The following is a 25997-nucleotide window of genomic DNA, read 5'->3' on the forward strand; positions in this document are numbered from 1 at the left end:
CGTGCTGAAGTGCCGAGGGGACGCTGACGCTCATAGAGACAGATACGATGTTTTGCAGTTCGCTGGTTGTGGCGAGGGGGTTCCATTCCGGAGCGGTTATCTGCAATCTGCGCAGCAAATACTCAACATTTCTCGTAGCCTAGACAGGAACTGGCCACGAAGAAGTTCGACATAAAAAGGCACAGAAATGCAACTTAGTCCTCAACATCTAACCGTGGCTCACCTGATGCAAAGCCGCTTGTTTCGAATTCCCGACTATCAACGCGCCTACTCATGGGGAACACGGCAACGCTCTGACTTATTTGAAGACATTCGGGAAGCCGCCCGCTCGGGCCGCGAGCACTTTATGGCCACAGTGGTCGCTCTCGCTCTCGAGAAGCGCCTAATTGAAGCCGATGAATTTAACGTTGTCGAGCTCGTAGATGGCCAGCAGCGCCTCACGACATTGGTTATACTGTTCAAGGCTATCGAAAAGGCATTCGGTGAAGATCAAGAAACGGGAAAAAACATCCGGAATGATCTGCGTCGCATGCTCGTCAAAGGCGACGATCACAACTTGGTCCTGTTGCAGACCAATCACGACAGCAGTGATGTCTTTGCAAGCTACATCAGGGATGGGGAGATTCGGAGGGACTCGATCGTGACGTCTGCTGATGCCAATGTCATCAATGCAGCTGAGGAATGCGAAGCATTCGTCACGAATTGGCAAATGACCGATGGTTTGACTGATTTGGTTGCGACCATCCGCCACAAGCTGTCGATGATTTATCATGAACTTAATGACGAAGGAACAGTTTACCGCGTCTTTGAAGTGCTCAATAGCCGTGGGCTCGACGTTCGTTGGATTGACAAGACCAAAAGCCAGCTTATGGCGTCAATCTACGAATATGTGGAGCCCGGCTCGCAAGCTGACGGATTGCGCGAGGTGCAGAACTTGTTCAAAGATGTGTATCGCCTTCTCGGGCTGGACAATCACTTGGGTGCAGAGGCTTTAAGATTCGCCGGAACTTTCTCAAGTGACAAACCTCTGAACCGTGTTCTCAATGAGCAAGATGCATCTGCTGCACTGCTTCAGGCAGCTGACAAGCGTCTCAAGACTATTGTCAGCTCCGCAACTTGGTTGAAGACGGTAGTCGGAAAGGTTGTGGACCTGCACAACGATCAGCGGCGGGCGGCTGTCACCCGTATCTCGCAAGCACGTTTTCTCGCGATCGCCATCATGCTGCGTGGATTTGATGAAGAGACAGAGCGGAACCTGCTTGGCGCTTGGGAGCGGGTGACATTTCGCATTTTCACGCTTGCAGGTAAGGATAGTCGATCAAAGGTCGGAGACTACATCCGGCTGGGATATAGCGTGCTGAAGGAAAAGCCAGATGCCGAAGAAATCAAAGGGAAGATCAAGGCTCTCGCCGACGGCTTCGACATCGACACGATCATCGATGACGAGACTTGGGAAGACTGGTATGGGGGCTATAATGAAGAAGTTCGTTATCTTCTGTTCCGGTACGAGGAGCATCTGGCGCGCGAGAGCGGCGTAACGATGAATGAATCGCAATGGGCGAAGGTTTGGGCGGCCGATCCCGCGCGTTCGATTGAGCATGTCATGCCTCAAAGCTCAGGAAAGTCTTATATCCACAGCCTCGGAAACCTGACGATGCTTCCTCCCGGGGTTAATTCTTCACTGAAGGATCGCCCACCATCCGACAAGGCTGCAAAATACGTCAAATCTGGGATGCAGTCCACGCTGGAGATCGGCCACGAAATTGAAAACGGACTGAAGTGGGATAAAAAAGCAGTGCGTGCTCGCGCGTCCAAGATAGAAGAGTTCGTCAGAAATGAATGGGGTGACTGATAAATTAGATCGAAGTGCCTTCGGGTTTGAAAAAGTGTCAACCTAAGGGGCTAAACGACCAACACCGAAGATTTCCAGTCACCAGCGGAAACTGCATTCCTCCATAGATCAAAAGCCGGCATTCATCGGATGTCGGCTTTGTCCCGCAGAGCCGACCTTGGACCACCAGATGATGCTGCATGAAGCCGCCGATGGCTGCTTTGGGGAAGCTGCGATGCGGCACTGGCGACGGCCAAGAATGGCGGCTCAGGGCCGATCGAGGAGTTCTGATGCAGATGACATTCCCCGTCGGCTCTTCCTTCCCAACGACGGGCTTCTCCGTCCGTTCTCCCAATGCAGCTGCCCAAAGCGCTCACTAGTTTCGCACGCCTTCGCTCAACGGGTGCGCAGGGCCATCTACTCACTAGACGGGCCGCGCAATCGTCCTTCGGCCGATAGCGCGTCCCGTGCGTTCGCTGGGGCGTAGCCCCAGACCCGGCGCCGCTGCGCGCCGCATGGGGGAAGCTCCACATCCCCCAAACCCCCAGGGCAGGGATCGTTCGCCACTTTCCCTGCACCCTAAGGCGCCCATCCGGCGGACCGGGGGAGACTTTCGCCAATCTCCCCGGACCCTCTCGGCGTCCTTCCGACGGATCGAAGAGGCGTTCGCCACCCTCTCCGAGCTCTTCCGGCGCCCCCGGCGGGTCGAGAGGGATGTCACCCCTCTCGACGCTCTCCCCGGCATCCGCGCGATCTGCCCGCTGGCGAGCGATCAATGGGTCGTGGGAGGGCAGGCCTCGGCGCATGTCTTGCTTGCGTGCAGCGTCTTTGACGCACGCAATCAAGCCACGCCCCGAAGCCCCGTATCGGGTTCGTTGGTGAGGTTCGGCGCGTCGTTTTCCTTTTCAACGACACGAGGCACTCATGCTCCACGACCGATACCTTCGGCTGCTTCCGGGCGGCCAGCTCAAACCCGGCGATATTTTCCTGATGCGCTTCCCCTATGGCTCCGACCGCAAACGTGATGGCGAGTTCGACATCCCGCCCGGCACGCGTCCTTGCTTGCTCCTCTCGCGCGGGCTGATCGGTGATGCACCGATGAACATCGTAGCGCCGGGTGTTAGTCCCGAAGGCCGGCTGCTGCGCGAAGACGACATCGTCATTGCTGATCACAGTCAAGCTGCCGCTTGCGGGCTCTATCGCCCCACGATGTTCCGCGCCTCGCAACGGCTCTTCATCGCGACCGGTTCGGACCTGTTCGAGCGCAATGCTCGTATCGGGCGCCTCGGCCCGGCACAGCGCGAACAATTCGAAGCGGTCGAGACGCTGCTCGCAACCGCGCGTCGCGAGGTTCGGTCCCGGCTGAGGCCGCGTGTCGCGATCTACCGCCCGAAACCACTCATCCAACCGTAAACTGCGCCGCCGATCGGGGCTGCAGCGTCCGTCCGCCTTCTCACCGAGGCGGACGGATCTTGCAGCCCTGCTTCGTCTCCTGAACCCTTAATTTCTTCGAAAGATCATACATGACCTACGATAAACACCCCACCGAACTCACCGCTGCCGAGCTCCGCGAAGAACGCAGCGTGCTCGCAAACGTCGTTCTCGGAGCGACTGCGAAGCCATCTCCGAAAGACCTCGAGAACGCGCCGCTTCTCGAAGACTGGATGCTTTTCACTGGCTTCGAAGACATCTCGCTCTTTGGCCGCCTGACGGAAGCCACCGGCCGGACCCGAACGTTGATCACCCGGGCTATCATCGCGCTCGATGACGCTCTCGAATGGGCCTATCTCGAAGACGGCTACATGCGGCTCGGCCCGCGTTTCTCCGTCGAAGAGGCCCCGCCGCATCTCGCGATGCGTGCCGTCGCGACCGATCTGAGAGGGATCCGCACGCAACTCGAGGGACAGGCATATTGGGCGCAGAAGGCGCTCGATGCGCTTGGCGAGATACGCTGCGATGCCTGATTTCCTAATGATTGGAAGTGATCCTGACGGGATCGGCTGAACTGCAATCGCTGCGGCCCCTCGATGAGGGCCGCAGCGCCCGCAGTTCAGCTTTGGAAGGATGTCCGATGTTTCAGCAACCGAACCGGATCGACACTGTGAAAGCGATGGCACGCGAGGCAATCGACGCTCTCGATGCTCTTCCCGCTGACGCTCTCCGGGGCGCAGAGTTCGATCGCGATTTTTGCGCACGGCTTGTGATCAACGATGAGCTGGTCGGCGAGGACTTCCGCGAGGCGGGCGCGGAGATTCTGCGCCACCTCGCGCGGATCGAGCCGGACGAGACGATTGCGCGCGAGCTCGACAGGGCCATGCGTCGACTTCGGGACGCGATCAACGGCTCTTATTGTACGGCCGTTGCTTTCAGCATCGAGCGCGCTAGCAGCATCCAGCAAGCCGCATGATGAAGATATGACGCCGAACGGGCTCGAAGAGATGGTGGTGGTAATCCGCCAGGGCGCGCCAACAAACTCTTTCCGCACATGCTCCAAACTCAACCGGAACCGGCGCGCCCACACTCCCTTCGATCCAAGCGACACGGCGTTCAAGACTGTTGGTTTGCACGATGCTCGGAGCGTGATGGCTCTTAGAGCAAGACGCGATCGAACCATAGCTGCCGTTGACCAGTGCCGATCAATGCTGCCGTCGTAACCCGCATAGCGGACATTGACCGTCACTACTTCAGTCGAATTTCAACAATGGTTTATGCGGTCAATTACTGGTCGGAAGCCACTTGGGTCAGCTGCGCGCCTCCAACGGCCGCCAAAAGGAATGCTCACTGGTGGATTACTTTCCGACAGCTTCCTGCCATTCTATCAGATTCTGATTAAAAAGCTCGTGGTCGAAGTCTTGTATATTAAATTCGCGAACTTCCCGCCCATCATCCCACGTTAAGAATGCAGAAAGGATTGCCGAAATCGGTAGGTCACCAATGTGCGCGGCCTCTAATGCTGGCAAGATGTTGTGACCGTGAAGCCCCTCATCTTTCCACTTACTGAGTAGAGCTGTGGGTGACACCAACTGCTCACTCACAACTTCGCGTTCGATTTCAAGCCACACAGAACCTTGCCAGCTCCGAACATATGGGACAAAGAACTGCCACGAGCTCATTGGAAACTGCTTTTCATAGCTCTCTGGATGGAACCCATCGAAGTCAAATAGGCTTATGCCTCCAATCGTTCTGGAAATTGGATAATTCCTCGGCCCATTGGCAGTATTTGACCTCTCTCGATCATCGATCTCCGGTTCCACTAAGATTGCCCTAGATTCAACGATGGACAGTAAGCGGTCAGGATGGGTCGTGTGCCATAACCCGCCGTGAAGCCTACCGTGCAGTTCACCCATGGTTCCCATTTTCAAGCTCCTTACGTGCCTCACCATATTTTTGCGGTACCGATAGTCGAGGCCGTTTTTCAGGTGCCATCACTCGCGGCCCTTACCAAATTTTCAGCCACTGATCTGCGTGCTGCCGCGCGACACGTCAGACCGGACCTTCGCTGCTCGTGCTAAATGAGGAAGGCGTCGTGCGGCAACCCAAGGAGCTTCGGCGTACCTCCCGCCGGCTACTTCCCAATCAGGAATGGGAGTCTGACGGGCGAAACAACCCGGCTGATCTGGTCTGTCTCGGTCCGTTCCAACCACCCAAGTTTGGTTTCGTTGATTGTCAGCACGCTGGTAGAGAAACTCAAGTCTGGAAGCAGAGTTATTGATCGGAAGTCAGTCAACTTTGAATTGTCTTTTCAACGTGCTACGCTGTAAACGGAGGCTGTTGGGTGACTGAACTTTCAAAATACAGCGCAAGCGGTTCAATGGCGGGATATTTATTCCAGTGTCGCCTTGCGTTGCTCCATGCTCTGGAGCTCACGCGCCGGAAACCAGAAGCAATGGTTTCCATAGAGAAGTTTGATGATATCGCCTTTGAGACAGGGGACCACGCAGATTGTTTGGTCCAAGCGAAACACCACGTTGTGCCAAAGCCGCTTGGTGATATGAGCGAAGACGTTTGGAAAACTCTCTTGATCTGGATGGAGGGTGCGAAGCACGGCGTGTTCGAAGTCAGCAAGACCACATACATGTTGGTGACAACAGCAACGAGCCCGCCAGATTCAGCAATGTCCAAACTGCGTGAAGGGGCATCAGAAGCTGACGTCAATGCGTCATATGAACTGCTAACAACCGCCGCGCGGGATTCGGCCAATAGTGCAACTGAAGTGGCGCGGTCGGCCTTCTTGGAAATGACGGCAGATGAAGCAAAACTGCTCTTGTCGCGTGTCGTTGTCATCGACAGCCACCCAAACCTGACAGACGTATTTTCAGACATAGTCGCCGAACTCAACATACTCGCGCCCACCAACGCCGAACTAGCAGCGCAATATTTGGAGGGGTGGTGGTTGAACAGAGTTGGTCAACACCTGATTGGTGAGGATGACGCGGGCATTCCTGTTCAGCATTTGATCTTAAAGGCGCACGAGATTGGCAAGACGCTGACCGATAAGGCTTTGCCCATCGACAGCCCGGCCACATTGGGCATCAAGGAATACAGCGACGATGACGAGGCCCGTGTTTTTGTTCGCCAAATGCGAGCTATCAAAATCACGGATGGCATGGTGCGCGGTGCGACATCTGACTTTTATCGTGCGTACGCCCAAAGGTCGCGTTGGGCTCGAGAAAGCCTAATCCTGGAAGACGAGCTGTCCAACTACGACGAAAAGCTTCGAGACGCCTGGCGTCGGAAGTTCGATGAAGTGTCGCTAATGGACGATGCAAAAAACGAAGAAGAAAAGATTTCGATAGGTAGACGAGTTTTCCTGTGGGCTACCCAAGAATCGACGCCGCTTCGAAACGTAGTCGAGAAGTGGATCACCGCAGGATCATATCACGGGCTTGCGGATAGGCACCAAGTCAGGTGGCATCCAGATTTCGACAATGCTGACGGGAAGGTATCGGAGGCAAGCGATGGATAGGGCTTGGCAAGATCGTCCACGCGAAGAGGCATACGCCTTCAACCCGGCATTTTTGTCATCTTTAGTGTGCGATTTCGTCCGAGAGTTCACAAAAGCAAAGCACGAAGCTTGCCCGGTCACCTTGGCTTTTCTGGCTCCGGCCTTATCGTTGCACCGGCAAACAAGAACAAGGTTTCCCAGCCGTACGGTTACTTCTTTGTACGAATGGCTTCAAAACAATGAAGATGTTCTGGTTGACCTCCCTCGACGAAATCATGCGCTCTTGCCGCTGTTGCGCGATGGCATGAAGTTCGCAGTATTCCAAAAGGTGATCGAGTTCTCTGACGGGCATCGGCTTATAGTTGGACCGAAAAAGGGGCATTTCACGCCCGCGTTTTTGGACGCGGTGTCCAGCGACATGAACGAGGTTGTCGCCGCCACAAGGTTCTTGGCAAAGTGGTTTGCCAAGTCTGGCTCTGAAGCATCTGTACTTTCAGGTTGGGGAGTTCGACCTTGAGTTTCATCATTCGCGGAATCGTACTGTATAGCCATTCCGGTCAGGTCCGAAAAATCCCCCTGAACCCGACCGGTTTGAATATTATTACTGGCAAGTCGAAGACCGGAAAATCTGCAATTATTGACATCATTGATTATTGCCTCGGTCGGGGGAGTTACGATGTTGCCGAAGGCGTTATCCGGAAAAAGGTATCTTGGTTCGGCCTTCATCTGCAAAAGGAAGGAGACGAGGTATTCGTCGCGCGAGACAACCCTGGAACAGGTGCTTCAACAGGTTCCAAAGTTTTCTTTCGGAGAGGCAAGGTCGAAAATTTGCCAACTATCGACGAATTGGAGAAGAACACCACCGAGAACAGCTTAAAGAAATTCATGACGCAGTTCAGCGGAATCGTGGAAAATGAACACCGCCCTGTCACTGGCACACGCGACCCTTTGGCGGCAAATATCTCGCACGCGCTGTTCATGTGCTTTCAGCCCCAGGGGGTCATCGCGCGAAAAGATCAACTGTTCAACCGCATGGACGATACGTTTCGGGCGTTAGCACTGCGAGACACTCTCCCATATTTCTTGGGAGCGGTAGACGAAGAGCATTTCCGCTACCTGGCGGAGCTAGACGAACTACGCGCGCAAGCACGTTTGTTGGAAGCTCAAAAGGCAAAACGAGTACAGGCCGTAGATGTCAGCAGGTCCCGCGTGACGCGACTAGTGAATGACGGTAAACGAGTGGGGCTCATTCCTCAGGACTACCAAGCCGTAGATGACACGGTTTTCGACTTTCTAGCACAGGTCGCAAAAACAGATGTCGAGGAGGCTGTGGACTATCAGGACTTCGGAGAAACGATAACTCAGTTAGAAAATGAAAGGCGGTCAATCTGGAATCGGATCGACGAACTCACGAAAGATCGCTCCGCAACGGAAGCGTTTTTGTCGGCGCAAACAGACTATGGTCTGGAAGTATCGGAGCAGAAATCTAGGTTGAGCAGCATCGGGATTTACAAAGAACCCCTTGGTGACAGGTCAATATGCCCACTGTGTGCTCTGCCACAAGACAATCCTACGCCCAGCCTACAGGAAATAAATGCGGCTCTTGAGGACATTGACCTACAATTGTCGTCAGTGCACAAAGAAAGCCCACATTTGCTCTCGCATATCGCTGCGCTCGAAGAGAAGATCCAATCTCTTACTGTCGACCTCAGAGAAGTCTCAAGGGAATTGCGAAGCGCGATAGCTTCTGACGAACAAGCTCGGGCTGCCCAAGAGCAACTTGTTGCCAGAGCCCGCTATGTGGGTAGGTTGACGAACTTCATTGAAACTGTGTCACCTGAAGAGGAGGTCGAATTCGATGAAGCCGAGCTCGACCGGGTGAAAGCGCTCATCGACACAGTTCTTTCGAAGCTCCGCTCGGAGGAAACCGAGTCAAAAATCGCTACGTTCCTCGATTTCATTGGCCGGAAGATGACCGAGTATTCTGAAATGCTCAATCTTGAGTATCAAGGCAGCTCACTGAGGTTGGATGCGAAAAAGCTGACCGTGGTTGCGAACACTGAAGATGGCCCGATCCCTTTGAGCAGGATGGGTAGTGGTGAGAACTGGGTCGGGTACCACGTTCTAGCGCACCTTGCACTGCACTGGTGGCTAAGGAAACGCAACCGGCCTGTTCCAGCATTTTTGGTACTCGATCAACCGACACAAGCCTACTACCCGCCAGACGCCAAGGACGGCTTTTTGGATGAGATTGAAGTTGACGAAGACAGGCAAGCTGTCCAATCCTTGTTTGAATTAATGCATCGTGCTTGTCAGGAAATATCAGAGCCGTTTCAACTCATCGTTTTGGATCACGCTCATCTAAGAAACGAGTGGTTCGAGAATGCGATCGTCGAAGAATGGCGCGGCGACGCTGCGCTGATTCCCCCCACCTGGCCCAACATATAGCTAGTCTGTAATCGCGGGATGCGACAGGGAAGCAAAGCGCCCTCCGTACAAAGAAGATGTGGTGTCTTTGCGCCGCAGACCGAGGCGGTATACAGCCCATGTGATTATCTGATGAAAGGAACTTGCAGTTCAGAAGGTCCGCTTTTGCAGTTCGCGCAGTTTTCTGCTGCATCGCGGCGAATTCGCACTTTCCGCCCTTATTGATCACGAGTCCGCTCCTGAGACGAACGCTAGGGCGGGCTCGTTCGCAAGGAACATGAGGCTTCATGCCGACCTTTTCGCATCGCGAATTTCAGTTTTTTGCGTGATCGCGTTTCCGCGCTCTGACAGATGAACCCAGCTTCTTCGTAGGATCCCGAACGAAGGAGCTTGCCATGCCATCCGCCCCCATCACCGCCGCCAACGATACGCCCGACAAAGCGACGTTCATGCCGCCAGCCTGCAACGCGATCGCCCGGCTGCTGGCGCGCGCTGTTGTCCGGGATCTCGCGAATGCGATCCCCGCCAACAGCCCCGCCGCGCCTCAGAAGGAGGAAGCACAATGACGAAACGCGTCGCAATCTATGCTCGCTACAGCTCCGGTCTCCAGAAGCAAACTTCGATCGACGATCAGGTCGCCATGGCGGAGCGTTTTGCAGCCGAGCGCGGCTGGGTGGTGACCCATCGTTTCACGGACTATGAGAAATCGGGCCGCAACACGCGCCGCGAGGGTCTCCAGGCACTGTGCGCTGCGGTCAACGCGCGGCAGGTCGATGCGATCGTCATCGAAGCCGTGGATCGCCTCACCCGCAAGATCGCGGACGCGCTCAATCATTACGAGCTGTTCCGGTTCCAGCAGGCCGAGCTTTACTCTGTCGCTGAAGGCCAGCAGGACTTCTTCAAAGTGCTGATTAATGCGCTCGGCGCGCAGCTTTATGCGCAGATGATCGGTGAACACACGCGCCGTGGAATGGTACAGGGGCTCACCCGGAAACGGCTTCACACGAGCGCATACGGCTACCGCAAGCGTGACGGTGACGAAGGGCTCAACCGCGAGATCGCCCCCGACGAGGCAGAAGTTGTGCGTCGCATATTTCGCGAGTTTGCCGACGGGCACTCGACGCAAGCGATCGTCAAGCGGCTGAATGGAGATGGCATTCCGGCGCCGCGCGGTGGCACTTGGGATATCAGCACGATCCGAGGGAATCCGACGCGGTTTGAAGGCATGCTGCGCAATCGTCTTTACATCGGCATTGCAAGCGTCGCGAAGACGTCACGCCGCTATCATCCCGAAACTGGCAGCAAGGAGGTCTACGAAACCCCGGGCGCGGCCGTGGAGATCGAGGTCCCGGCGCTGCGGATCATCGATCAAGATCTCTGGGATCGTGTTGAGGCCCAGCTTGCGACCCAAGCCGTAAAAGCCAAAAGCAAGGGTAACCCCGTCGGGGCCCGGCGCAGTAAGCACCTGTTGAGCGGTTTGTTGGTCTGCGGCTGCTGTGGCGCGACTTACATAAAAGTTGGTCGAACGCATTTCGGATGCCGCGAAGCTCGCAAGGGGGCGTGCAACAACAAGACGACCATTCACCGTGATCGGATCGAGGCGCGCGTCTTCTCGAAGCTCCGGGGCACCTTCCTGACGCCGGAACTGGCCGCGAGCTTCGACGCCGCGCTTAAGGCTGAGTACAAGGCGCTGGCGAGCTCCCAGGGCGCAGATACCGCAACGCGGCTCGAGCGTCGTCTTAAGAAAGCGCGCACGAGCCGCCAACGGATCTTTGATGCGATCGAGCAGGGCGCGCCATACAGCGCTTACAAAGCGCGCGCGGAAGACCTCGAACGCGAGATCGCCGATCTTGAAGCCGAGCTGGCTCAGCATCAAGAGACCCGCGCAGTTCTGCCACAACTTCCGACCGACAGTGCCGCGCTCTTTGCCCGCGCCGTGCGGGAACTCGAGACATTGCTCGCCGATCCCGAGCTTGTACACCAAGCGAACGAGCATATCCGAGAGTTGATAAGGCGGGTCGAGTTGAAACCTGATCCAGACGCCGCAGATGGCCTTCACGCCGAGATCGTTTCTGATCTCGGCGCTTTGCTTTCCGCGGGTGGGGTTACGCCGAGCATCGTCGATATTTTCAGCGCCACTAGGCAACTATCGGTCAGGCAGGGGGCTCTGCCCCCACCTCCTCCGGAGAGCCCCCGGATATTTGGGCCAAGGCGAAGTGCGGCCGCGCCCCTGATGTCAGAGAATCTCGAGAACCGTTTCCGGCGGGCGGCCGATGCGGGCCGCAGTCTCGGTCAGCACCAAGGGGCGCTCGATCAGCTTCGGGTTGGCGGTGAGCGCCGAGAGGATTTCGTTTTCGCCGGCCTCCTTGGAGAGGTCGGTATCCTTCCAGCGGATCAGGGCGGAGGCGGGCTGGCCGAGCTTCATCAGCGCGTCCTGCAGTTCGACCATGGTCGGCGGCTCTTTCTGGTAGTCGCGCACCTCAGGCGCGATCCCGCGCGCTTCGAGAAGTTTCAGCGTCTCGCGCGATTTCGAGCAGCGCGGATTGTGCCAGATCGTTACAGCCATTTGTCTCTCCCGGTGCCGATCGCCTCGGAAACGCTGGCGAAGCCGTCGCGTTCCAGAAGGGCGTCGAGGCCGCGTGCGATATCTGCAGCGAGCGAGAGGCCGGAGAACACCATCGCGGTGTAGAGCTGCACCGCCGAGGCGCCCGCGCGGATTTTCTCGTAGGCCTGCTCGGCAGAGCCCACGCCGCCAACACCGATCAGCGGCAGGGCGCCCGCAGTATGCCGCGAGAGCTGGGCCAGAACGCGGGTCGATTTTTCAAACAACGGTGCGCCGGACATGCCGCCCTGATCGGAGGGGTTGGGCGAGGTCAGCCCCTCGCGCGAAAGCGTCGTATTGGTCGCGATGATCCCGTCGATCCCGCTTTCCAGCGCGACCTCGGCGATCTCGGCCAGTTCCTCGGCGCTCAGATCGGGGGCGATTTTCAGGAAGACCGGGATACGCCGCGCGAGGCCGTCGCGGGTCTCGATCACGCCTGCCAGCAGCGCAGACAGCGCGGCTTTGCCCTGCAGGTCGCGCAGCTTCTCGGTGTTGGGCGAGGAGACGTTGACCGTTGCGAAATCGATATGCGGGCCGGCATGGGCCAGAACGGTCGCAAAATCTTTCGCGCGGTCGGCGGCGTCCTTGTTGGCGCCGAGATTGAGGCCTACCGGAATGCCCTGCGGGCGCTTTGCCAGCCGCTCTGTGATCGGCTCCATGCCCTGATTGTTGAAGCCGAAGCGATTGATCGCGGCGCGATCGGCGGGCAGCCGCCAGAGACGCGGAGGCAGGTTGCCTTCCTGTGCGCGCGGCGTCGCGGCACCAACTTCGATGAAGCCGAAGCCCGCGCGCATCAGCTGCGGCACGGCCTCGGCGTTCTTGTCGAAGCCGGCCGCAAGGCCCACCGGGTTCAGAAGCGACATCCCCGCCAGATCGGTTTTCAGCCGGGGCGAAGTGATCGGGCCGGGCAGGGGCGCGAGCCCCATTCGCAGCGCGCGCAGCGACAGGCCATGCGCCTTTTCCGGGTCGATCTTGTGAAAAACCGCGAGGCCCGCACGCTCGATCAGGGTGGTCACGACATTTCCTTCGGGAAGATATGGCCCGCAGCGCCCAGGGGCAGGGCGTGGTCCCAGACGACTTCGCTGAGATTCAGCGGGCGGTAGAGATGCGGGAAGAGCTGATCGCGGCGCGAAGGTTCCCACTTCAGATCGGCGCCCATCGCGGTGGAGTCGAAGGCGACCAGCACCAGATCGGATTCGCCCGCGAAATGTTTCGCAGCCGTTTCGACGACCTGATCGGCGGTGGAGAAATGGATATAGCCGTCCGCGAGGTCGACCGGAGCGCCGAGCGTGTGCCCGGCTTCGCGAAATGCATCCCATTCGGGGCGACGGAGGATTTTGTAAATCAACATGGCTTTCCCTTGCCCGAAAACGCGCCGTCCGGTCAAGCGTGGGGCTTGTGCCGCGCGCGTGGCGGCATAGCTTTGTGCCATGTGCGGACGTATGGCCAACACTCTTCCTGTCGATGCGATGGCGCGTCTGTTCAAGGCGGTGCCCGGCAATGACGTGCCCGATGGCGAGCGGTTCAACATCTGCCCGACCCAGAGCCTGCCGGTCTGCGTCTCCGGTGAGGGGCAGCGGCAGTTGCGGGCGATGCGCTGGGGCTTCATCCCGCATTGGTACAAGACGCCGACCGACGGGCCATTGCTGATCAATGCGCGCTCGGAGACGGTGGCGGAGAAGCCCGCCTTCCGGGCGGCGATCCGGTCGCGGCGCTGCCTGATCCCGGCGGATGGCTTCTATGAATGGCATCGCGAGGGCGAGGCGAAGCTGCCTTTCTACGTTTCGCGCAGGGACGGGGCGCCGATGGTGTTCGGCGGGCTCTGGCAGGACTGGGAGAAGGGCGGCGAGTTGCTGACGACCTGCGCCATCGTGACGGTGCCGGCAGGCCCGACGCTCGCCCCGATCCATCACCGCGAGCCGCTGGTCCTCGAAGAAGCCGACTGGGCGAAATGGCTCGGCGAGGAGGGCCATGGCGCGGCGACACTGATGCAGCCCAGGCCCGAGGGCATCCTGCAGGCGTGGCGCGTGGGCCAAGAGGTGAACTCGAACCGCGCCTCCGGGGCGGGTTTACGCGAACCGTTTGCCAATCCCGCTTGAATGGCGCGGCGTGGACCGCTAAGGAGAGGCCAGAGTGCGGGTGTAGCTCAATGGTAGAGCCGCAGCCTTCCAAGCTGAAGACGTGGGTTCGATTCCCATCACCCGCTCCATTTTCCCCAAGATCACTGTGATACGCGTCTTCGAGACGAAAAAACCGCCCGAGGGACGATCGGGCGGCTTCAGACGTTCGGGATGTGCGGGGTGCGCAATGCTGCGCTCATTTGGTCAGGATCAGCTTGCCCGCCTTGGTGATGCGCAGCGTATAGACCTGACCGTCCAGCACGATATGGGCGAGGTTGCCCTTGCCGGTCAGCACCTCCGCGTCATGGACGGGCAGGGCGTTGGCGAAGCTTTCATTGATGCTCATCTCTGGCCTCCCTCGATCCGGTCGAGCGTCGCTTCGAGCGCGCTTTGGCCCGGGGGGAAACCGCTGCACAGCGCCTCGACGATATCGCGCAGGCTCAGCGGCGGGTCGGTATCAACATGCGTGTCGGCCCGGTATCGGGGGCCGGGGGAAGAGGGGCGTTTCATCTCCGGTCTCCATCTCGCGATATGCGGCTCGTCGGGGATCGACTGGCTGATGGAAGCAACCTGAGTGAAATTATCGGAATTGTAAAGGTGATTCTTTTACTCGGGAATTGCGCAGGGTGCTCTGCGCCCGCGCAGAGATAACGGGGGAACCGTTCGGAATCAGTTTGAGGGGCGGATCAGAACCACTGGCCTGGTTCGATCAGACCAAGATCCATGAGTTGCTGACTCGACCAGTTGAAGCGCTCGGAATTGACCCAAGTGAAGCTGTGCACGTCATAGGTCGAGCCGGGATTGAACTTCAGCGCCTTCGCCACCCGGAACGAGGCGGTGGCACAGGTCAGGTTATGGTGCCATGGGCAGGAATAGGTGTTGTATTCCTCGTCGTTGAACGTGTGATCGGGGCGCAGCTTCAGGCCGGGCTTGGCGCGGAACAGGGCGATCCGGTCGATCTTGCGGCGCTCGGCGGGGACGTGCTCCTCAAAACGCCAGCGCAGCCCCCCGAAGAAATCGAGCTGCCGCTCCTTCGGGTGGTCGTGGTTCTCGGGATCGAGCCGGGCGAGCGCGTAATAGCCCGCCTTGTCGAACATCGCGTTCTCGGTATCGACGCCGTTCGGATGCGCCTCCAGATCGCCGGTATAGAGGTCGATCACATAGCTCAGCATCGAGGCGCGGCGTTCTTCGGTGTGGAAGCTCAGCACCTCGCCGATCGTGCGGCTCTCGCAGAAGGGGAAGAACAGGTATTCAGCGTTGAAGCAGTAATAGAGCCACGTTCCGGCGGCCACGGCAGCGATGATCGGGTTGATCGCGAGGGGGGCTGCGTCGCGGCGGTTCAACTCGAAATCGATGCGGTGGATTTTCGTCGGGCTGTCGGCGGCCAGATCGTCCGGCAGATCCATCGCGGCATGGCCCAGAACCAGCAACAACGGGAAGCCGAGGTCGATATGGTGGCGGATCGTGCTCTCCAACTCGACCCCGTCCTCGGCTAGGATCACGCCGACCGGACCTTTGGATAGCGCTGCGCTCTGACGGGTGAGGAAATCGATCAGCGAGGAATATTTCATGCCCGATTTAGCCCTTTCGCGGGGTCTTCGGGCGCAGGATCGGGGAAGGCCCGCATGAAATCAAGCCTTTACGGCCCGCGCCATGCGCGACCTTGCGGGAAAGGGCGGTTTGGCTGTATCAGGCGCGCTGGAAAGACGCGCGAGGATTGGCATGAGCGACGCTCCGAAAAAGCTGCATATCAAAACCTATGGCTGTCAGATGAACGTCTATGACAGCGAGCGCATGGCCGAGGCCATGGGCGCCAAGGGCTACGAGCTGACCGACGATGTGGGCGCGGCGGATATGGTGCTGCTCAACACCTGCCATATCCGCGAGAAAGCGGCCGAGAAGGTCTATTCCGATCTGGGCCGCCTGCGTCCGTTCAAGGAGGCCAAGCCCGACCTGAAGATCGGTGTCGCGGGCTGCGTCGCGCAGGCCGAGGGCGACGAGATTTTGCGGCGCTCGGATCTGGTGGATCTGGTCGTGGGCTCGCAAAGCTATCACAAGCTGCCCGAACTGGTCGCCCGCACCGACAATGGCGCGCGCCCCGTCGAGACCGAGTTTCCGCTGGAAGACAAGTTCGACCATCTGCCCGCGCGCCCCGTGCAGGCGCGCCCGACCGCGTTTCTGACCGTGCAGGAAGGTTGCGACAAATTCTGCGCCTTCTGCGTGGTGCCCTATACGCGGGGGGCCGAAGTTTCGCGCCCTGCCGAGAAAATCCTGCGGGAGGCGCAGGCGCTGGTCGAGAAAGGCGTGCGCGAGATCACGCTCTTGGGTCAGAACGTCAACGCCTATCACGGCGAGGGAGAGGGCGGTGACTGGTCGCTCGCGCGGCTTGCCCGGTCGCTCGCCAAGATCGATGGGCTGGAGCGTATCCGCTACACCACTTCGCACCCGAACGACATGGAAGACGATCTCATCGCGGCCCATGGCGACGAGCCGAAGCTGATGCCCTATCTTCATCTGCCGGTGCAATCTGGGTCGGACAAGATCCTCAAGGCGATGAACCGCAGACATACGGCGGAAAGCTATATCCGCCTGATAGAGCGTATCCGCGCCGCGCGCCCCGACATCGTGATCTCGGGCGATTTCATCGTGGGCTTCCCCGGCGAGACCGATCAGGATTTCGAGGACACGATGTCGCTGATCCGCGAGGTCAATTACGGCATGGCCTATTCGTTCAAATACTCGCCGCGCCCGGGCACGCCCGCGGCTGGCGCGAAAGGCGCGGTGCCTGCCGAGGTCGCGGACGCGCGGCTGCAAGAGCTTCAGGCGCTTCTGACCTCGCAACAGCGGGCCTGTCAGGAGAGCATGATCGGGCGCGAAGTGAACGTGCTCTTCGAGAAGCCCGGTCGTCTGGACGGCCAGTGGGTCGGCAAATCCGATTACCTGCAGGCGGTCCATGTCTCGGGCGAGGGGCTCGGTCCCGGCGTCCTGGCGAAGGTGCGGATCACCGGTACGGCGCCAAATTCGCTGGCGGGCGAGCTGATCTGAGCGCGCAACGCGTCACTGCATCAATTGAAAAGGGCCGCATCATCCGCGGCCCTTTCTTGTTGGAAGCCTTCGCCGATCAGTTCGGGCCGGGCGGATCGTTCGCGATCGCTTTCAGAAGCTCTTTTCGGAGACCTTCCGGGTTGCCCACGAGGCTCTCGTTTCTGCAGATTTGCGTCGCGAGGCCGTTCGCATCGCCGTAATCGTAGCCGAACGCCACAAGGTCATCGACGAAGCTGCCCTGCGGGTGATCCCAGATCGTCTCGCGCCAAGGGCCACGGAAGCAGTCGATATGAATCTGTTGCTTGCGGGTCGGGCCGCAGACGGTCTTGTTGTTGACGTGATCGCGCCCCACCGGGCCGGTGTAGCAGCTCGTACCGGCCTGGGCGGCGCCAGCGAATGCCATACCGGTGAGCAGCGCGGCGGCGGTGATTGCAATGGTCTTCATCTTCAGAGACTCTCCTGATCGGGCAGCGGAATAACATAGGTGCTCGTGATCCTTCCGACCCGAGCACCATCTGCCCGCAGTTTGCCCAGATTGAACCCAAATTGGCGAGAGTTTGTCGATATTTGCCGGGCATGTGAAAACAATGGCGGGAAAAACATGGAGGATGTTTAGCCTTCCGCGACAGTTTTCCCGCTAAGGTTGTGTGAAGCTTGCCTTTTCCTACGCGATTCTGCGTCTTTGACGGGCCCTCGGCGGCTTGGCGATTCGGGGTTGTCGCGCGGGGCAACCGTGCCACGGATGCTCGACCCGCTCAGCGACTTGCACACCAGATCGACCCGTCTTTGCCTAAAAAACAGGCGAAGTGACCAGACGGAACCGCGCTTGGGTTTTTTCGTTTCAGTTTGATGAAATTCGATACCTCGCCTAGGAGGGCGGGAAACCAGTGCTTGCGTGAATCCCCCAAGGCAGGCACCATATCTTTACCAAACCAGCTAGGGAGACTCTGTATTTGGGCTTCAGCGCGATCACACCCCCGCCTCGCTCTCAGGATGCTCACGAGACGCTTCTTGAGTTCCCCAACAACCGGCTGCTGATCGATCTTTGCGGTGAATTCGACCGCAATCTGGCCCAGATAGAGCACAAGTTGCAGGTTCACATCCTCCGGCGCGGCAATCAGCTGGCCGTAGTGGGCGAGCCGGAGGCGCAATCGCAGGCCGCCGCCGTGCTGCATCAGCTGTATCAGCGCTTGGAACAGAACAAGCAGATCGACGCCGAAGAGGTGGATGCCGCACTGCGCATGGCCGATCTGGGTGGCGCCGGGACCACGGTGGACGAGCAGCTCGAGATGTTCGAGGCGGGCAAGTTCGAGATTCGCACCCGCAAGAAGCAGGTCGAGCCGCGCACCGAGGCGCAGAAGGCCTATGTGAAGCACCTCTTCGAGCACGAGCTGGCCTTCGGGATCGGGCCGGCGGGCACCGGCAAGACCTATCTCGCCGTGGCTGTGGGCGTGACCATGTTGATCGGCGGGCATGTCGACAAGATCATCCTGTCGCGTCCGGCCGTCGAGGCGGGCGAGCGTCTGGGCTTCCTGCCCGGCGACATGAAGGACAAGGTCGATCCCTACATGCAGCCGCTCTACGACGCGCTGAACGACTTCCTCCCCGCCAAGCAGCTCGCGAAGCTGCTGGAAGAGAAGCGGATCGAGATCGCGCCGCTCGCCTTCATGCGCGGGCGCACTCTGTCGAACGCCTTCGTGGTGCTCGACGAGGCGCAGAACGCCTCGACCATGCAGATGAAGATGTTTCTGACCCGCCTGGGCCAAGGCTCGCGGATGGTTATTACCGGCGACCGATCGCAGGTGGACCTGCCGCGCGGGATGCCTTCGGGACTGCAGGATGCCGAGCGTATCCTCGGCCATGTCGAGGGGATCAGCTTCAACTACTTCACAGCGAAAGACGTGGTGCGTCACCCGATGGTCGCGAAGATCATCGACGCCTACGATCAGGCGGAAGGCACCTGAAGCCGGGAGGCTTTAACGAAGAATTAGTGATTTGCCCGCGCCTCGGCGCGGGCATTTCGCTGTGTGGTGACGTGTCTGGAAATCTGACAAAGGGCCGCGCTTGACCCTCGAGAGGGCGCTTTGTCTTGCAAGGCCGCATGATATCCGAACGCGCGAGGATATCGCCAATGCGCCGTCCCCGGGGGGCGGTCGCCCCCGTACGGGGCCAACGAAAAACGCCCGGCCATTCGGACCGGGCGTTTTCAAATTCCATCGCGAAGACCTCAGTCTTCCTTCTTGCCTTCCAGCGCCTCGATGCGGGCCTTCAGCGCGGCGTTCTCTTCGCGGGCTTTCTGCGCCATCGTGCGGACCGCGTCGAACTCCTCGCGGGTCACGAGGTCGCGGTCGGCGAGCCACCGGTCCATCCAGCTTTTCATCGCCGTCTCGGCCTCGTCCTTCGCGCCTTGGGCCACGCCCATCGCGTTGGTCATCAGCTTGGACATCTCGTCGAACATCTTGTTGGGCGGCTGCATCGGCATCCCCTTGCGGTCAATTTCTGCTTCCCTGACTATATGGGCCGCGTCGGTGCCGCTGGCAAGGTTGACTTCCCGGCCCGCGCAGGGCTTTCTCGCGGCGATTTCTGACAGGAGACCGCCTTGCTGCCTCTGGCCATTCCCTTCCCGCAATTCGATCCGGTCGCCCTTACGATCCCCGGTCTGGGCCTGCCGATCCGCTGGTATGCGCTGGCCTATATCGCGGGGCTGATCGCGGGATGGCGGATCATCGTGGCGCTGATGAAGCGCGATACGCTCTGGCCGACGAACAGTGCGCCGATGGCGCCGGGCAAGGTCGAGGACCTGCTGACGGCGGTGATCGTGGGTGTGGTGCTGGGCGGGCGGCTCGGTTTCATCCTGTTCTACGAGCCTGCATGGTATCTGGCGCATCCGCTCGACATCGTGAAAGTCTGGCAGGGCGGCATGTCTTTCCATGGCGGTTTCCTGGGCACACTGGTCGCAGGCTGGTGGTTCGCGCGCCGTCACCACGTGCCGAAGCTGCAACTCGCCGACGCGATGGCGTTGGTGGCGCCGATCGGGCTGTTTCTCGGACGGATCGCCAACTTCATCAAGCCGGAGCTTTGGGGGCGTCCGACGGACGTGCCGTGGGGCGTGATCTTCCCCGGTGAACTGGCGCAGACCTGCCTCGGGATCGCGGGGCAGGTGGACGGGTCTTGCGCGCGCCATCCCTCGCAGCTCTACGAGGCGGGGCTCGAAGGGCTGCTGCTGGGACTGATCCTCTGGGGGCTGGTGAAGTTCGGTCGTTCGCTTAAGCGTCCCGGGCTGAGCCTCGGCGTCTTCCTGATGGGCTACGGAGCCGCGCGCGCCTTCGTGGAGCTGTTCCGGCAGGGCGATCCGCAGTTCGTGACCCTCGGCAATCCCTATGGCCACGTGATCCGCTTCACGGACGGTTGGGGGCTGACGATGGGGCAGGTGCTGTCGCTGCCGATGATCGCGGTGGGGTTGTATTTCGTGATCCGCGCACTGCGCGCGCCGAAAGCATCGTGACCCCGCTGGGCGACATCCTTGCCGCGCAGATCGCGGCGGAGGGGCCTATGCGGCTCGACCGCTATATGAGCATCTGCCTGCTGCATCCCGAACATGGCTATTACGCGACCCGCGATCCGTTCGGGCGCGCGGGCGATTTCATCACCGCGCCGGAGATTTCCCAGATGTTCGGCGAGATGCTGGGCCTGTGTCTGGCGCAAGCATGGCTCGATCAAGGGCGGCCTGCGCCGTTCATCTTGGCCGAGGCTGGGCCGGGGCGCGGCACGCTGATGGCCGATATGCTGCGCGCGATGAAGGCGGTGCGCGGGATGGCGGACGCGGCAGAGGTGCATCTGATCGAAGCCTCGCCGACCCTGCGCGAGATTCAGAAGCAGAAGCTCGCGCCGCATCAGGTGGTGTGGCATGAGACCATCGACGACCTGCCAGACTCCCCCCTGTTCCTCGTAGCGAACGAGTTTCTCGACGCGCTGCCGATCCGGCAGTTCCAACGGGTCGAGCAGGGCTGGGCCGAGCGGCAGATCGGATTGTCCGACGAGGGCGCGCTGACCCCCGGCCTCGCCCCGCCCACGCGATTCGAGGCTCTGGAGCCGCGCATGGCTGACACCGTGCCGGGCAATGTGGTCGAGACCTGTGCCGCTGCGGTGAGTTTCACTGAAAGGCTCGCAGCGCGGATCGCGCGCCAAGGCGGCGCGGCGTTGCTGATCGACTATGGCAACTGGCATTCCAAGGGCGACACGTTTCAGGCCCTCAAGGCGCATGAACCCGTCGATCCCTTCGCGACACCGGGTGAGGCGGACCTGACCGCCCATGTCGATTTCGAACCTCTGGCGCAGGCGGCGCACAGGGTCGGGGCCAAGGTGTCGGCGATGACCGCGCAGGGCCTTCTGCTGGAGCGGCTGGGCATCACGGCGCGGGCGCAGCGCCTCGCGCAGGCGTTATCCGGGGCCGCGCGCGAGACCCATATCGCCGCGCATCGCCGCTTGACCCATCCCGAGGAAATGGGTCACCTGTTCCAAGCTCTCGCACTGGTGGCGCCGAATGCGCCGCTGCCGCCGGGCTTCGACCCAAACACCGACTGAGCCATTGGGGGGCACGATGTCGACGATGCTCGAAATTCTGACCTCACCCGCCCTGGGGGCGGTGAAGCACGGCTTCTTCACCCGCAAGGGCGGGGCGTCCTCGGGCATTTTCGCCGGGCTCAACTGCGGCCCCGGTTCGTCGGACCAAAGCGAGGCGGTGCGAACCAATCGGGCCCGTGCCGCAGACGCGTTGGGGGTTGAGCTGAACGCGCTGCAGGGCGTCAATCAGGTGCATTCGCCCGATGTCGCAGTGATCGAAGAGATCACCGATCCGCCGCCGCGCGCCGATGCGGCGGTGACCAAGGTGCCGGGCATCGCAATCTCGATCCTGACCGCCGACTGCCAGCCGGTGCTGTTCTCGGACCCGAAAGCGGGCGTTATCGGCGCGGCCCATGCAGGCTGGCGCGGCGCGATGGAGGGGGTGCTGGAGAACACGCTCGACGCGATGGAGCGTCTGGGCGCGCATCGCGAGGACATCACCGCGGTGATCGGGCCGTGCATCTCGGTCCATTCCTACGAGGTCGGCGAGGACTTCATGGAGCAGTTCCTGATGGAAGACATGGATTACAGCCGGTTCTTCTCGCCCGGACCCTCAGGCAAGCCGCATTTCGACCTGCCGAGCTTCTCGCTTCACCGGCTGCGCGAGGCGGGCGTCGGCGAGGCGGAATGGATGCGTCGCTGCACCTACCAGGAGCCCGAGCGCTTCTATTCCTACCGCCGCGCGACCCATGCGGGGGAGGCCGATTACGGGCGCCTGCTCTCGGCGATCCGCCTCTGATCGATCTGGGGGGCGCGGGCAGCGCGCCGCCCGCACATGAGATGACTCTGAAACAATCGGCCTTGCCGCATTCGTTCGTTTCCTTGCGCGAAAAATTCCCACTCTCGCCCCATGCTGGCCCCATTGCGCGGTCACAACAGTCCTGAACCGGATCGAAGACGATCCTGAGACGAGGGGACAACAACGTGAACAAGCAACAACCGACCCGCCGCTGGATGAAAACCGCGCTGGACTCCGCACGTAAATGCGACACGCCGATGCCGTGGGCGCGCAATGCGCGCCGCGCACAGACGCGTCGCACGGCGGCGGCCGCGCCGCGGAGGGTCGGCGCCGCACAATGATCTCCCTTCTCGCAACGCGATCGCAATTGGTCATGCGGATCGCAATGCGAGACTTGGCCGGGCGCTGCCACGCCCGGCCATTTTCATCACCCGCTTCCAGTGCCTCTGGAGGCGGGTGATTCGCTTCGAATGTGGTGAGACTGTGGCGGTTTGTGCGCGCCCGGGAAACCTGCCGTTAGGGCAGGTCTCGACTGCTCGGGGATCGTGAGACAATCGCATCAAAAATTTGACGGGGTCACCGGTTTTGGCCATGTTGTGAGCGTCTCTCTGCAACCGGTGGGGGCCGATGCAGCCGTGAGAAGACCGAAAGGCCTATCGCATGAATCTACCCCACCGGACGGCAGCGGCCGCGCTCCGTCCCGACAGTTCCGAACCGCCTCTGCCGCGCCCTTTGCGTGCGAGCCCGAATGCGCCGAAACGCGCCCTGCGCGCCTCCGCGATGACGCGCCGTTATGCCGCGTGGTGGCTGGAGGCAGAGGGGTTCATCGAGGAAACCTCCCGCGTCGCCCCGGCGATTCCGTTGTTCGAGGAGGCGTTCTCTGCCTTGGCGCGCGGCGCTGTGATCGCGACCGAGGAGGGCCCCGTCTCGATTGAGGATGTGGTGCCCGGGATGCGCGTCCTGACCGCCGACGAGCGGGTTGAGACCGTCACCTGGAAAGGGTCGATGACGATGTTCCCCGCCGCGAAGGACAAGGCCGCGGGGATGATCCGCGTCACCGCCGAGGCATTTGGGCATGGTCGTCCGTCGCAGGATCTGGTGTTGGGCCCCCATGCGCGGATTTGCCTGCGCGACGCGCGGCTGCGCGCGCGTCTGGGGATCGAGGCGGCCTATGCGCCGATTGCGGCTTTCGTCGACGGGGTGAGCGTGATCGAGGTCGCGCCGATCTCGCCGGTCTCCGCCTATCACCTGGTGCTGGAGCATCACGGCTCGCTCAAGGTTGGCGGCATGGAGGTCGAGAGCTTCCACCCAGGCGAAGGCTTCGAGCGGATGATCGATCCTCGGATGGCGGAACTGTTCCTCGCGCTGTTTCCGCAGATGGACAGGCTGCGCGAGTTCGGCCCGCTCGCCGCACCGCGGCTGACCCGGTTCGAGGTGGAAGACATGCTGATCTGAGCGAGGGCCTGCAAGGGGTAAAGGCTCCGGTCGGAGTTGACGGCGCTCGTGGGGAGCCGGTCACGGAAAACGCCGCGCGTTGAGAACCTCGCGCGGCGTTTTTTGTTGCGGGCCGGGGAGGGGGCTCTGCCCCCGCGCTTGCGCGCCCCCCGGGATATTTCAATCAAGGAGAAGTTCAGGCCTCCTCCATCGCCTCCAGCTCGTCGATGAAGCCTTCGATCATCGACAGGCCCTTGTCCCAGAAAGCCGGGTCGGAGGCGTCGAGGCCGAAGGGCGCGAGCAGTTCTTTGTGGTGCATGGAGCCGCCCGCTTCCAGCATCGCGAAATACTTGTCCTGGAAGCCCTCGGGCGCGGCCTCGTAGGCGGCGTAGAGCGCGTTCACCAGCCCGTCGCCGAACGCATAGGCGTAGACGTAGAAGGGCGAGTGGACGAAGTGCGGGATGTAGGACCAGAAGGTCTCGTAGCCGTCCATGAACTCGAATGCCGGGCCGAGGCTTTCGCCCTGCACAGACATCCATAGCGCGTTGATGTCCTCAGGCGTCAACTCCCCTTCGGCGCGGGCTGCATGCAGCTTGCACTCGAAATCATAGAAGGCGATCTGGCGGACGACCGTGTTGATCATGTCCTCGACCTTGCCGGCCAGAAGCGTCTTGCGCTCTTCGCGGGTCTTCGCCGCAGCGAGGAGTTTGCGGAAGGTCAGCATCTCGCCGAAGACGGAGGCCGTCTCGGCCAGCGTCAGCGGCGTGTTGGCCAGCATCTCGCCCTGTTTCGCGGCCAGCACCTGGTGAACGCCGTGGCCCAGCTCATGCGCCAGCGTCATCACGTCGCGCGGTTTGCCGAGGTAGTTGAGCATCACGTAAGGGTGGACGGTGGTCACGGTCGGATGCGCGAAGGCGCCCGGCGCTTTGCCCGGTTTCACGCCCGCATCGATCCAGCCTTTCTCGAAGAAGGGCTGCGCGATATCGGCCATGCGCGGATCGAAGCCGGAATAGGCGTCGAGCACGGTGTCCTTCGCCTCGTCCCACATGATGTCGCGCGGGGCTTCGGTCGGCAGCGGCGCGTTGCGGTCCCAGATCTGCAGCTTCTCGAGGCCGAGCCATTTCGCCTTCAGCTTGTAGTAGCGATGCGACAGACGCGGGTAGGCCGCGACCACGGCGTCGCGCAGCGCCTGCACCACTTCCGGCTCAACGTCGTTCGACAGGTGGCGACCGGTCTGCGGCGTCGGCATCTTGCGCCAGCGGTCCTCGATTTCCTTTTCCTTGGCCAGCGTGTTGTGGATGCGCGAGAAGGTGCGGATGTTCTCGCCGAACACGTTCGCCAGCTCCTTCGCCGCCGCTTCGCGTTTTTCGCGATTGTGGTCGGAGAGGAGCGTCGTGGTGGCCTCGAGCGACAGTTTCTCGCCCTGCACCTCGAATTCCAGCGCCGCGGTGGTCTCGTCGAAGAGGCGGTTCCACGCGGCAGCGCCGACGACCGATTGGTCGTGGAGGAATTTCTCCAGCTCGTCGGAGAGCTGGTAGGGTTTCATCGCGCGCATGCGGTCAAACACCGGCTTGTAGCGGGCGACGCGCTCATCGGCGAAGACGGCCTCGTAGGTCGCGTCCGGGATGCGGTTGAACTCAAGGCTGAAGAAGACGAGCGGCGTGGTGTAGGTGGTGATCTTGTCCTGCGCATCGGACAGCAGCTTCACCCGTGCCGGGTCGGTCGTGTTCTGGTAATAGCGCAGGCCGACATAGGACATCACGCGGCCCGCTTTCTCGTCGATTTCCTCGTAGCGCTTGATGCACTCTGCCATGCCCGCCGCGTCGAGATCGGCCAGCTTGCCTTCGTAATCGGCGGCGAACTCGGCGCAGGCTTTTTCCAGCCACGCCATGTCCTTGCTCAGTTCCGGTGCGTCGGGGGCGGGGTAGAGATCGCTGAGATCCCATTCGGGCAGATCGCCGAACGCCCCTGCATTGGCATTCGCATCGAAGACGGGGCGGCGGTGTGTCAGCGTCATGGGCATCCTCATGTATGTCTGGCTCATGTATGTTTGTTTGTTTTCCAGATAGGGGCAGGGGCGCCGTCGTGACAAGGGCGCGGGCTCGCTGGGTGTTGCACAATTTTTCGGCAGATGCCGCGAAATGAGCGACCCCCGGGCGCGCTGCGTTGCTTAACTTTGGGCATCGCCTTTTACTCGCGAGGCACACGGCCTAGACTTAAATAAAAGACTA

The 25997-nt window shown here is 60.6% G+C and carries 26 protein-coding genes, 1 tRNA gene and 1 pseudogene; 17 read left to right on the forward strand and 11 right to left on the reverse strand.

What is annotated here, in order from left to right; all coding sequences use genetic code 11:
- Positions 1-214: 214 nt before the first annotated feature.
- The 4 genes from B6V73_RS13590 to B6V73_RS13605 all read left to right on the forward strand — a co-directional run bounded on the left by B6V73_RS13590 (position 215) and on the right by B6V73_RS13605 (position 4238).
- Entirely contained in the window at positions 215-1852 is a 1638-nt protein-coding gene (locus tag B6V73_RS13590; protein ID WP_206185583.1) for a DUF262 domain-containing protein, read from the forward strand.
- Positions 1853-2755: 903 nt separating this feature from the next.
- Positions 2756-3244, forward strand: coding sequence for a hypothetical protein (locus B6V73_RS13595; protein ID WP_088725499.1), 489 nt, complete (start codon positions 2756-2758; stop codon positions 3242-3244).
- 110 nt (positions 3245-3354) lie between these two features.
- Positions 3355-3795 (forward strand): hypothetical protein, encoded by a 441-nt coding sequence (locus B6V73_RS13600; RefSeq protein ID WP_088725500.1) that lies wholly within the window; start codon positions 3355-3357, stop codon positions 3793-3795.
- Between the two features lie 107 nt (positions 3796-3902).
- Positions 3903-4238 carry a hypothetical protein gene (locus B6V73_RS13605; RefSeq protein WP_088725501.1) on the forward strand — a complete coding sequence of 112 codons (336 nt, stop codon included), beginning with the start codon at positions 3903-3905 and terminating at the stop codon, positions 4236-4238.
- A gap of 382 nt (positions 4239-4620) precedes the next feature.
- Here the strand turns inward: B6V73_RS13605 and B6V73_RS20485 are convergent, their stop codons facing one another.
- On the reverse strand, positions 4621-5187 hold the full coding sequence (locus tag B6V73_RS20485; RefSeq protein ID WP_143597907.1) for a hypothetical protein: 567 nt from the start codon (positions 5185-5187) through the stop codon (positions 4621-4623).
- A 419-nt stretch (positions 5188-5606) separates the two neighbouring features.
- Between B6V73_RS20485 and B6V73_RS13615 the strand changes: the two genes are divergently transcribed.
- From B6V73_RS13615 to B6V73_RS21135, 5 genes and pseudogenes are all read left to right on the forward strand, one after another.
- On the forward strand, positions 5607-6797 hold the full coding sequence (locus B6V73_RS13615; RefSeq protein WP_143597908.1) for an ABC-three component system protein: 1191 nt from the start codon (positions 5607-5609) through the stop codon (positions 6795-6797).
- Positions 6790-7293: a three component ABC system middle component gene (locus B6V73_RS20490; protein WP_143597909.1), complete on the forward strand. Its 504-nt coding sequence runs from the start codon at positions 6790-6792 to the stop codon at positions 7291-7293. The genes B6V73_RS13615 and B6V73_RS20490 overlap by 8 nt, the downstream gene beginning before the upstream one ends.
- Entirely contained in the window at positions 7290-9224 is a 1935-nt protein-coding gene (locus tag B6V73_RS13620; protein WP_143597910.1) for a DUF3732 domain-containing protein, read from the forward strand. Before B6V73_RS20490 ends, B6V73_RS13620 begins: the two co-directional genes overlap by 4 nt.
- Before the next feature lie 374 nt (positions 9225-9598).
- Positions 9599-9769 (forward strand): hypothetical protein, encoded by a 171-nt coding sequence (locus B6V73_RS20805; RefSeq protein ID WP_168174901.1) that lies wholly within the window; start codon positions 9599-9601, stop codon positions 9767-9769.
- Positions 9766-10815 (forward strand): annotated as a pseudogene (locus B6V73_RS21135) (recombinase family protein); the annotation flags it as partial. The gene B6V73_RS20805 and the pseudogene B6V73_RS21135, both read left to right, overlap by 4 nt.
- A 624-nt stretch (positions 10816-11439) precedes the next feature.
- Here B6V73_RS21135 and arsC read toward each other — a convergent pair.
- From arsC to B6V73_RS13645, 3 genes are read right to left on the reverse strand one after another with little or no spacing between them, the layout of a single operon-like run.
- Entirely contained in the window at positions 11440-11769 is a 330-nt protein-coding gene (gene arsC / locus B6V73_RS20820; protein WP_075774066.1) for an arsenate reductase (glutaredoxin), read from the reverse strand.
- On the reverse strand, positions 11760-12812 hold the full coding sequence (locus B6V73_RS13640; RefSeq protein ID WP_088725542.1) for a quinone-dependent dihydroorotate dehydrogenase: 1053 nt from the start codon (positions 12810-12812) through the stop codon (positions 11760-11762). The genes arsC and B6V73_RS13640 overlap by 10 nt, the downstream gene beginning before the upstream one ends.
- A gap of 5 nt (positions 12813-12817) precedes the next feature.
- Entirely contained in the window at positions 12818-13156 is a 339-nt protein-coding gene (locus tag B6V73_RS13645) for a DUF952 domain-containing protein (protein WP_078520541.1), read from the reverse strand.
- 79 nt (positions 13157-13235) lie between these two features.
- Here B6V73_RS13645 and B6V73_RS13650 point away from each other — a divergent pair, with 79 nt between their 5' ends.
- Entirely contained in the window at positions 13236-13904 is a 669-nt protein-coding gene (locus B6V73_RS13650; protein ID WP_088722354.1) for an SOS response-associated peptidase, read from the forward strand.
- A 36-nt stretch (positions 13905-13940) separates the two neighbouring features.
- Positions 13941-14014, forward strand: a tRNA-Gly gene (locus B6V73_RS13655).
- A 107-nt stretch (positions 14015-14121) separates the two neighbouring features.
- On the opposite strand, the gene B6V73_RS13660 is transcribed toward B6V73_RS13655, so the two are convergent.
- The 3 genes from B6V73_RS13660 to B6V73_RS13665 form a co-directional block, all read right to left on the reverse strand.
- Positions 14122-14271 carry a hemin uptake protein HemP gene (locus tag B6V73_RS13660; RefSeq protein WP_075774069.1) on the reverse strand — a complete coding sequence of 50 codons (150 nt, stop codon included), beginning with the start codon at positions 14269-14271 and terminating at the stop codon, positions 14122-14124.
- Positions 14268-14435: a hypothetical protein gene (locus tag B6V73_RS20825; RefSeq protein WP_157771603.1), complete on the reverse strand. Its 168-nt coding sequence runs from the start codon at positions 14433-14435 to the stop codon at positions 14268-14270. The genes B6V73_RS13660 and B6V73_RS20825 overlap by 4 nt, the downstream gene beginning before the upstream one ends.
- Positions 14436-14611: 176 nt before the next feature.
- Complete coding sequence (locus B6V73_RS13665; RefSeq protein ID WP_088725505.1) at positions 14612-15496, reverse strand: glycosyltransferase family 2 protein; 885 nt, start codon at positions 15494-15496, stop codon at positions 14612-14614.
- A gap of 151 nt (positions 15497-15647) precedes the next feature.
- Here B6V73_RS13665 and miaB point away from each other — a divergent pair, with 151 nt between their 5' ends.
- Positions 15648-16970 (forward strand): tRNA (N6-isopentenyl adenosine(37)-C2)-methylthiotransferase MiaB, encoded by a 1323-nt coding sequence (gene miaB, locus B6V73_RS13670; RefSeq protein ID WP_088725506.1) that lies wholly within the window; start codon positions 15648-15650, stop codon positions 16968-16970.
- A 76-nt stretch (positions 16971-17046) separates the two neighbouring features.
- On the opposite strand, the gene B6V73_RS13675 is transcribed toward miaB, so the two are convergent.
- Complete coding sequence (locus tag B6V73_RS13675; RefSeq protein ID WP_075774072.1) at positions 17047-17415, reverse strand: hypothetical protein; 369 nt, start codon at positions 17413-17415, stop codon at positions 17047-17049.
- A gap of 310 nt (positions 17416-17725) precedes the next feature.
- Positions 17726-18070, reverse strand: a complete 345-nt coding sequence (locus B6V73_RS21140; RefSeq protein WP_240504144.1) for a hypothetical protein — start codon at positions 18068-18070, stop codon at positions 17726-17728.
- On the opposite strand from B6V73_RS21140, the gene B6V73_RS13680 reads away from it, so the two are divergent.
- Complete coding sequence (locus tag B6V73_RS13680) at positions 18002-18934, forward strand: PhoH family protein (protein ID WP_240504143.1); 933 nt, start codon at positions 18002-18004, stop codon at positions 18932-18934. The genes B6V73_RS21140 and B6V73_RS13680 overlap by 69 nt on opposite strands.
- A gap of 263 nt (positions 18935-19197) precedes the next feature.
- On the opposite strand, the gene B6V73_RS13685 is transcribed toward B6V73_RS13680, so the two are convergent.
- Positions 19198-19446, reverse strand: a complete 249-nt coding sequence (locus B6V73_RS13685) for an accessory factor UbiK family protein (RefSeq protein ID WP_088719767.1) — start codon at positions 19444-19446, stop codon at positions 19198-19200.
- A gap of 132 nt (positions 19447-19578) precedes the next feature.
- Between B6V73_RS13685 and lgt the strand changes: the two genes are divergently transcribed.
- The 4 genes from lgt (at position 19579) to B6V73_RS13705 (ending at position 23787) form a co-directional block, all read left to right on the forward strand.
- Positions 19579-20475 carry a prolipoprotein diacylglyceryl transferase gene (gene lgt / locus B6V73_RS13690; RefSeq protein ID WP_077701393.1) on the forward strand — a complete coding sequence of 299 codons (897 nt, stop codon included), beginning with the start codon at positions 19579-19581 and terminating at the stop codon, positions 20473-20475.
- The gene (locus B6V73_RS13695) at positions 20472-21554 is read left to right on the forward strand and encodes an SAM-dependent methyltransferase (protein WP_088725508.1); all 1083 of its coding nucleotides are present in this window, start codon (positions 20472-20474) and stop codon (positions 21552-21554) included. Before lgt ends, B6V73_RS13695 begins: the two co-directional genes overlap by 4 nt.
- 25 nt (positions 21555-21579) lie before the next feature.
- Positions 21580-22332, forward strand: coding sequence for a peptidoglycan editing factor PgeF (gene pgeF / locus B6V73_RS13700; RefSeq protein ID WP_088725543.1), 753 nt, complete (start codon positions 21580-21582; stop codon positions 22330-22332).
- A 660-nt stretch (positions 22333-22992) separates the two neighbouring features.
- Positions 22993-23787 carry a Hint domain-containing protein gene (locus B6V73_RS13705; protein WP_088725509.1) on the forward strand — a complete coding sequence of 265 codons (795 nt, stop codon included), beginning with the start codon at positions 22993-22995 and terminating at the stop codon, positions 23785-23787.
- 175 nt (positions 23788-23962) lie between these two features.
- Here B6V73_RS13705 and B6V73_RS13710 read toward each other — a convergent pair whose 3' ends face one another.
- The gene (locus tag B6V73_RS13710) at positions 23963-25783 is read right to left on the reverse strand and encodes a M3 family oligoendopeptidase (protein ID WP_088725510.1); all 1821 of its coding nucleotides are present in this window, start codon (positions 25781-25783) and stop codon (positions 23963-23965) included.
- Positions 25784-25997 lie beyond the last annotated feature (214 nt).

It is taken from the genome of Thioclava sp. JM3 (assembly GCF_002213185.1).
Lineage (GTDB): Bacteria > Pseudomonadota > Alphaproteobacteria > Rhodobacterales > Rhodobacteraceae > Thioclava > Thioclava nitratireducens.

Bases quoted from the DNA above. Each gene is read 5' to 3' on its own strand.
- B6V73_RS13595 (WP_088725499.1), top strand. From the start codon at position 2,756: ATGCTCCACGACCGATACCTTCGGCTGCTTCCGGGCGGCCAGCTCAAA.
- B6V73_RS13600 (WP_088725500.1), top strand. From the start codon at position 3,355: ATGACCTACGATAAACACCCCACCGAACTCACCGCTGCCGAGCTCCGC.
- B6V73_RS13605 (WP_088725501.1), top strand. From the start codon at position 3,903: ATGTTTCAGCAACCGAACCGGATCGACACTGTGAAAGCGATGGCACGC.
- B6V73_RS20485 (WP_143597907.1), bottom strand. From the start codon at position 5,187: ATGGGAACCATGGGTGAACTGCACGGTAGGCTTCACGGCGGGTTATGG.
- B6V73_RS20490 (WP_143597909.1), top strand. From the start codon at position 6,790: ATGGATAGGGCTTGGCAAGATCGTCCACGCGAAGAGGCATACGCCTTC.
- B6V73_RS20805 (WP_168174901.1), top strand. From the start codon at position 9,599: ATGCCATCCGCCCCCATCACCGCCGCCAACGATACGCCCGACAAAGCG.
- arsC (WP_075774066.1), bottom strand. From the start codon at position 11,769: ATGGCTGTAACGATCTGGCACAATCCGCGCTGCTCGAAATCGCGCGAG.
- B6V73_RS13645 (WP_078520541.1), bottom strand. From the start codon at position 13,156: ATGTTGATTTACAAAATCCTCCGTCGCCCCGAATGGGATGCATTTCGC.
- B6V73_RS13650 (WP_088722354.1), top strand. From the start codon at position 13,236: ATGTGCGGACGTATGGCCAACACTCTTCCTGTCGATGCGATGGCGCGT.
- B6V73_RS13660 (WP_075774069.1), bottom strand. From the start codon at position 14,271: ATGAGCATCAATGAAAGCTTCGCCAACGCCCTGCCCGTCCATGACGCG.
- B6V73_RS20825 (WP_157771603.1), bottom strand. From the start codon at position 14,435: ATGAAACGCCCCTCTTCCCCCGGCCCCCGATACCGGGCCGACACGCAT.
- B6V73_RS13665 (WP_088725505.1), bottom strand. From the start codon at position 15,496: ATGAAATATTCCTCGCTGATCGATTTCCTCACCCGTCAGAGCGCAGCG.
- miaB (WP_088725506.1), top strand. From the start codon at position 15,648: ATGAGCGACGCTCCGAAAAAGCTGCATATCAAAACCTATGGCTGTCAG.
- B6V73_RS13675 (WP_075774072.1), bottom strand. From the start codon at position 17,415: ATGAAGACCATTGCAATCACCGCCGCCGCGCTGCTCACCGGTATGGCA.
- B6V73_RS13685 (WP_088719767.1), bottom strand. From the start codon at position 19,446: ATGCAGCCGCCCAACAAGATGTTCGACGAGATGTCCAAGCTGATGACC.
- pgeF (WP_088725543.1), top strand. From the start codon at position 21,580: ATGCTCGAAATTCTGACCTCACCCGCCCTGGGGGCGGTGAAGCACGGC.
- B6V73_RS13705 (WP_088725509.1), top strand. From the start codon at position 22,993: ATGAATCTACCCCACCGGACGGCAGCGGCCGCGCTCCGTCCCGACAGT.
- B6V73_RS13710 (WP_088725510.1), bottom strand. From the start codon at position 25,783: ATGACGCTGACACACCGCCGCCCCGTCTTCGATGCGAATGCCAATGCA.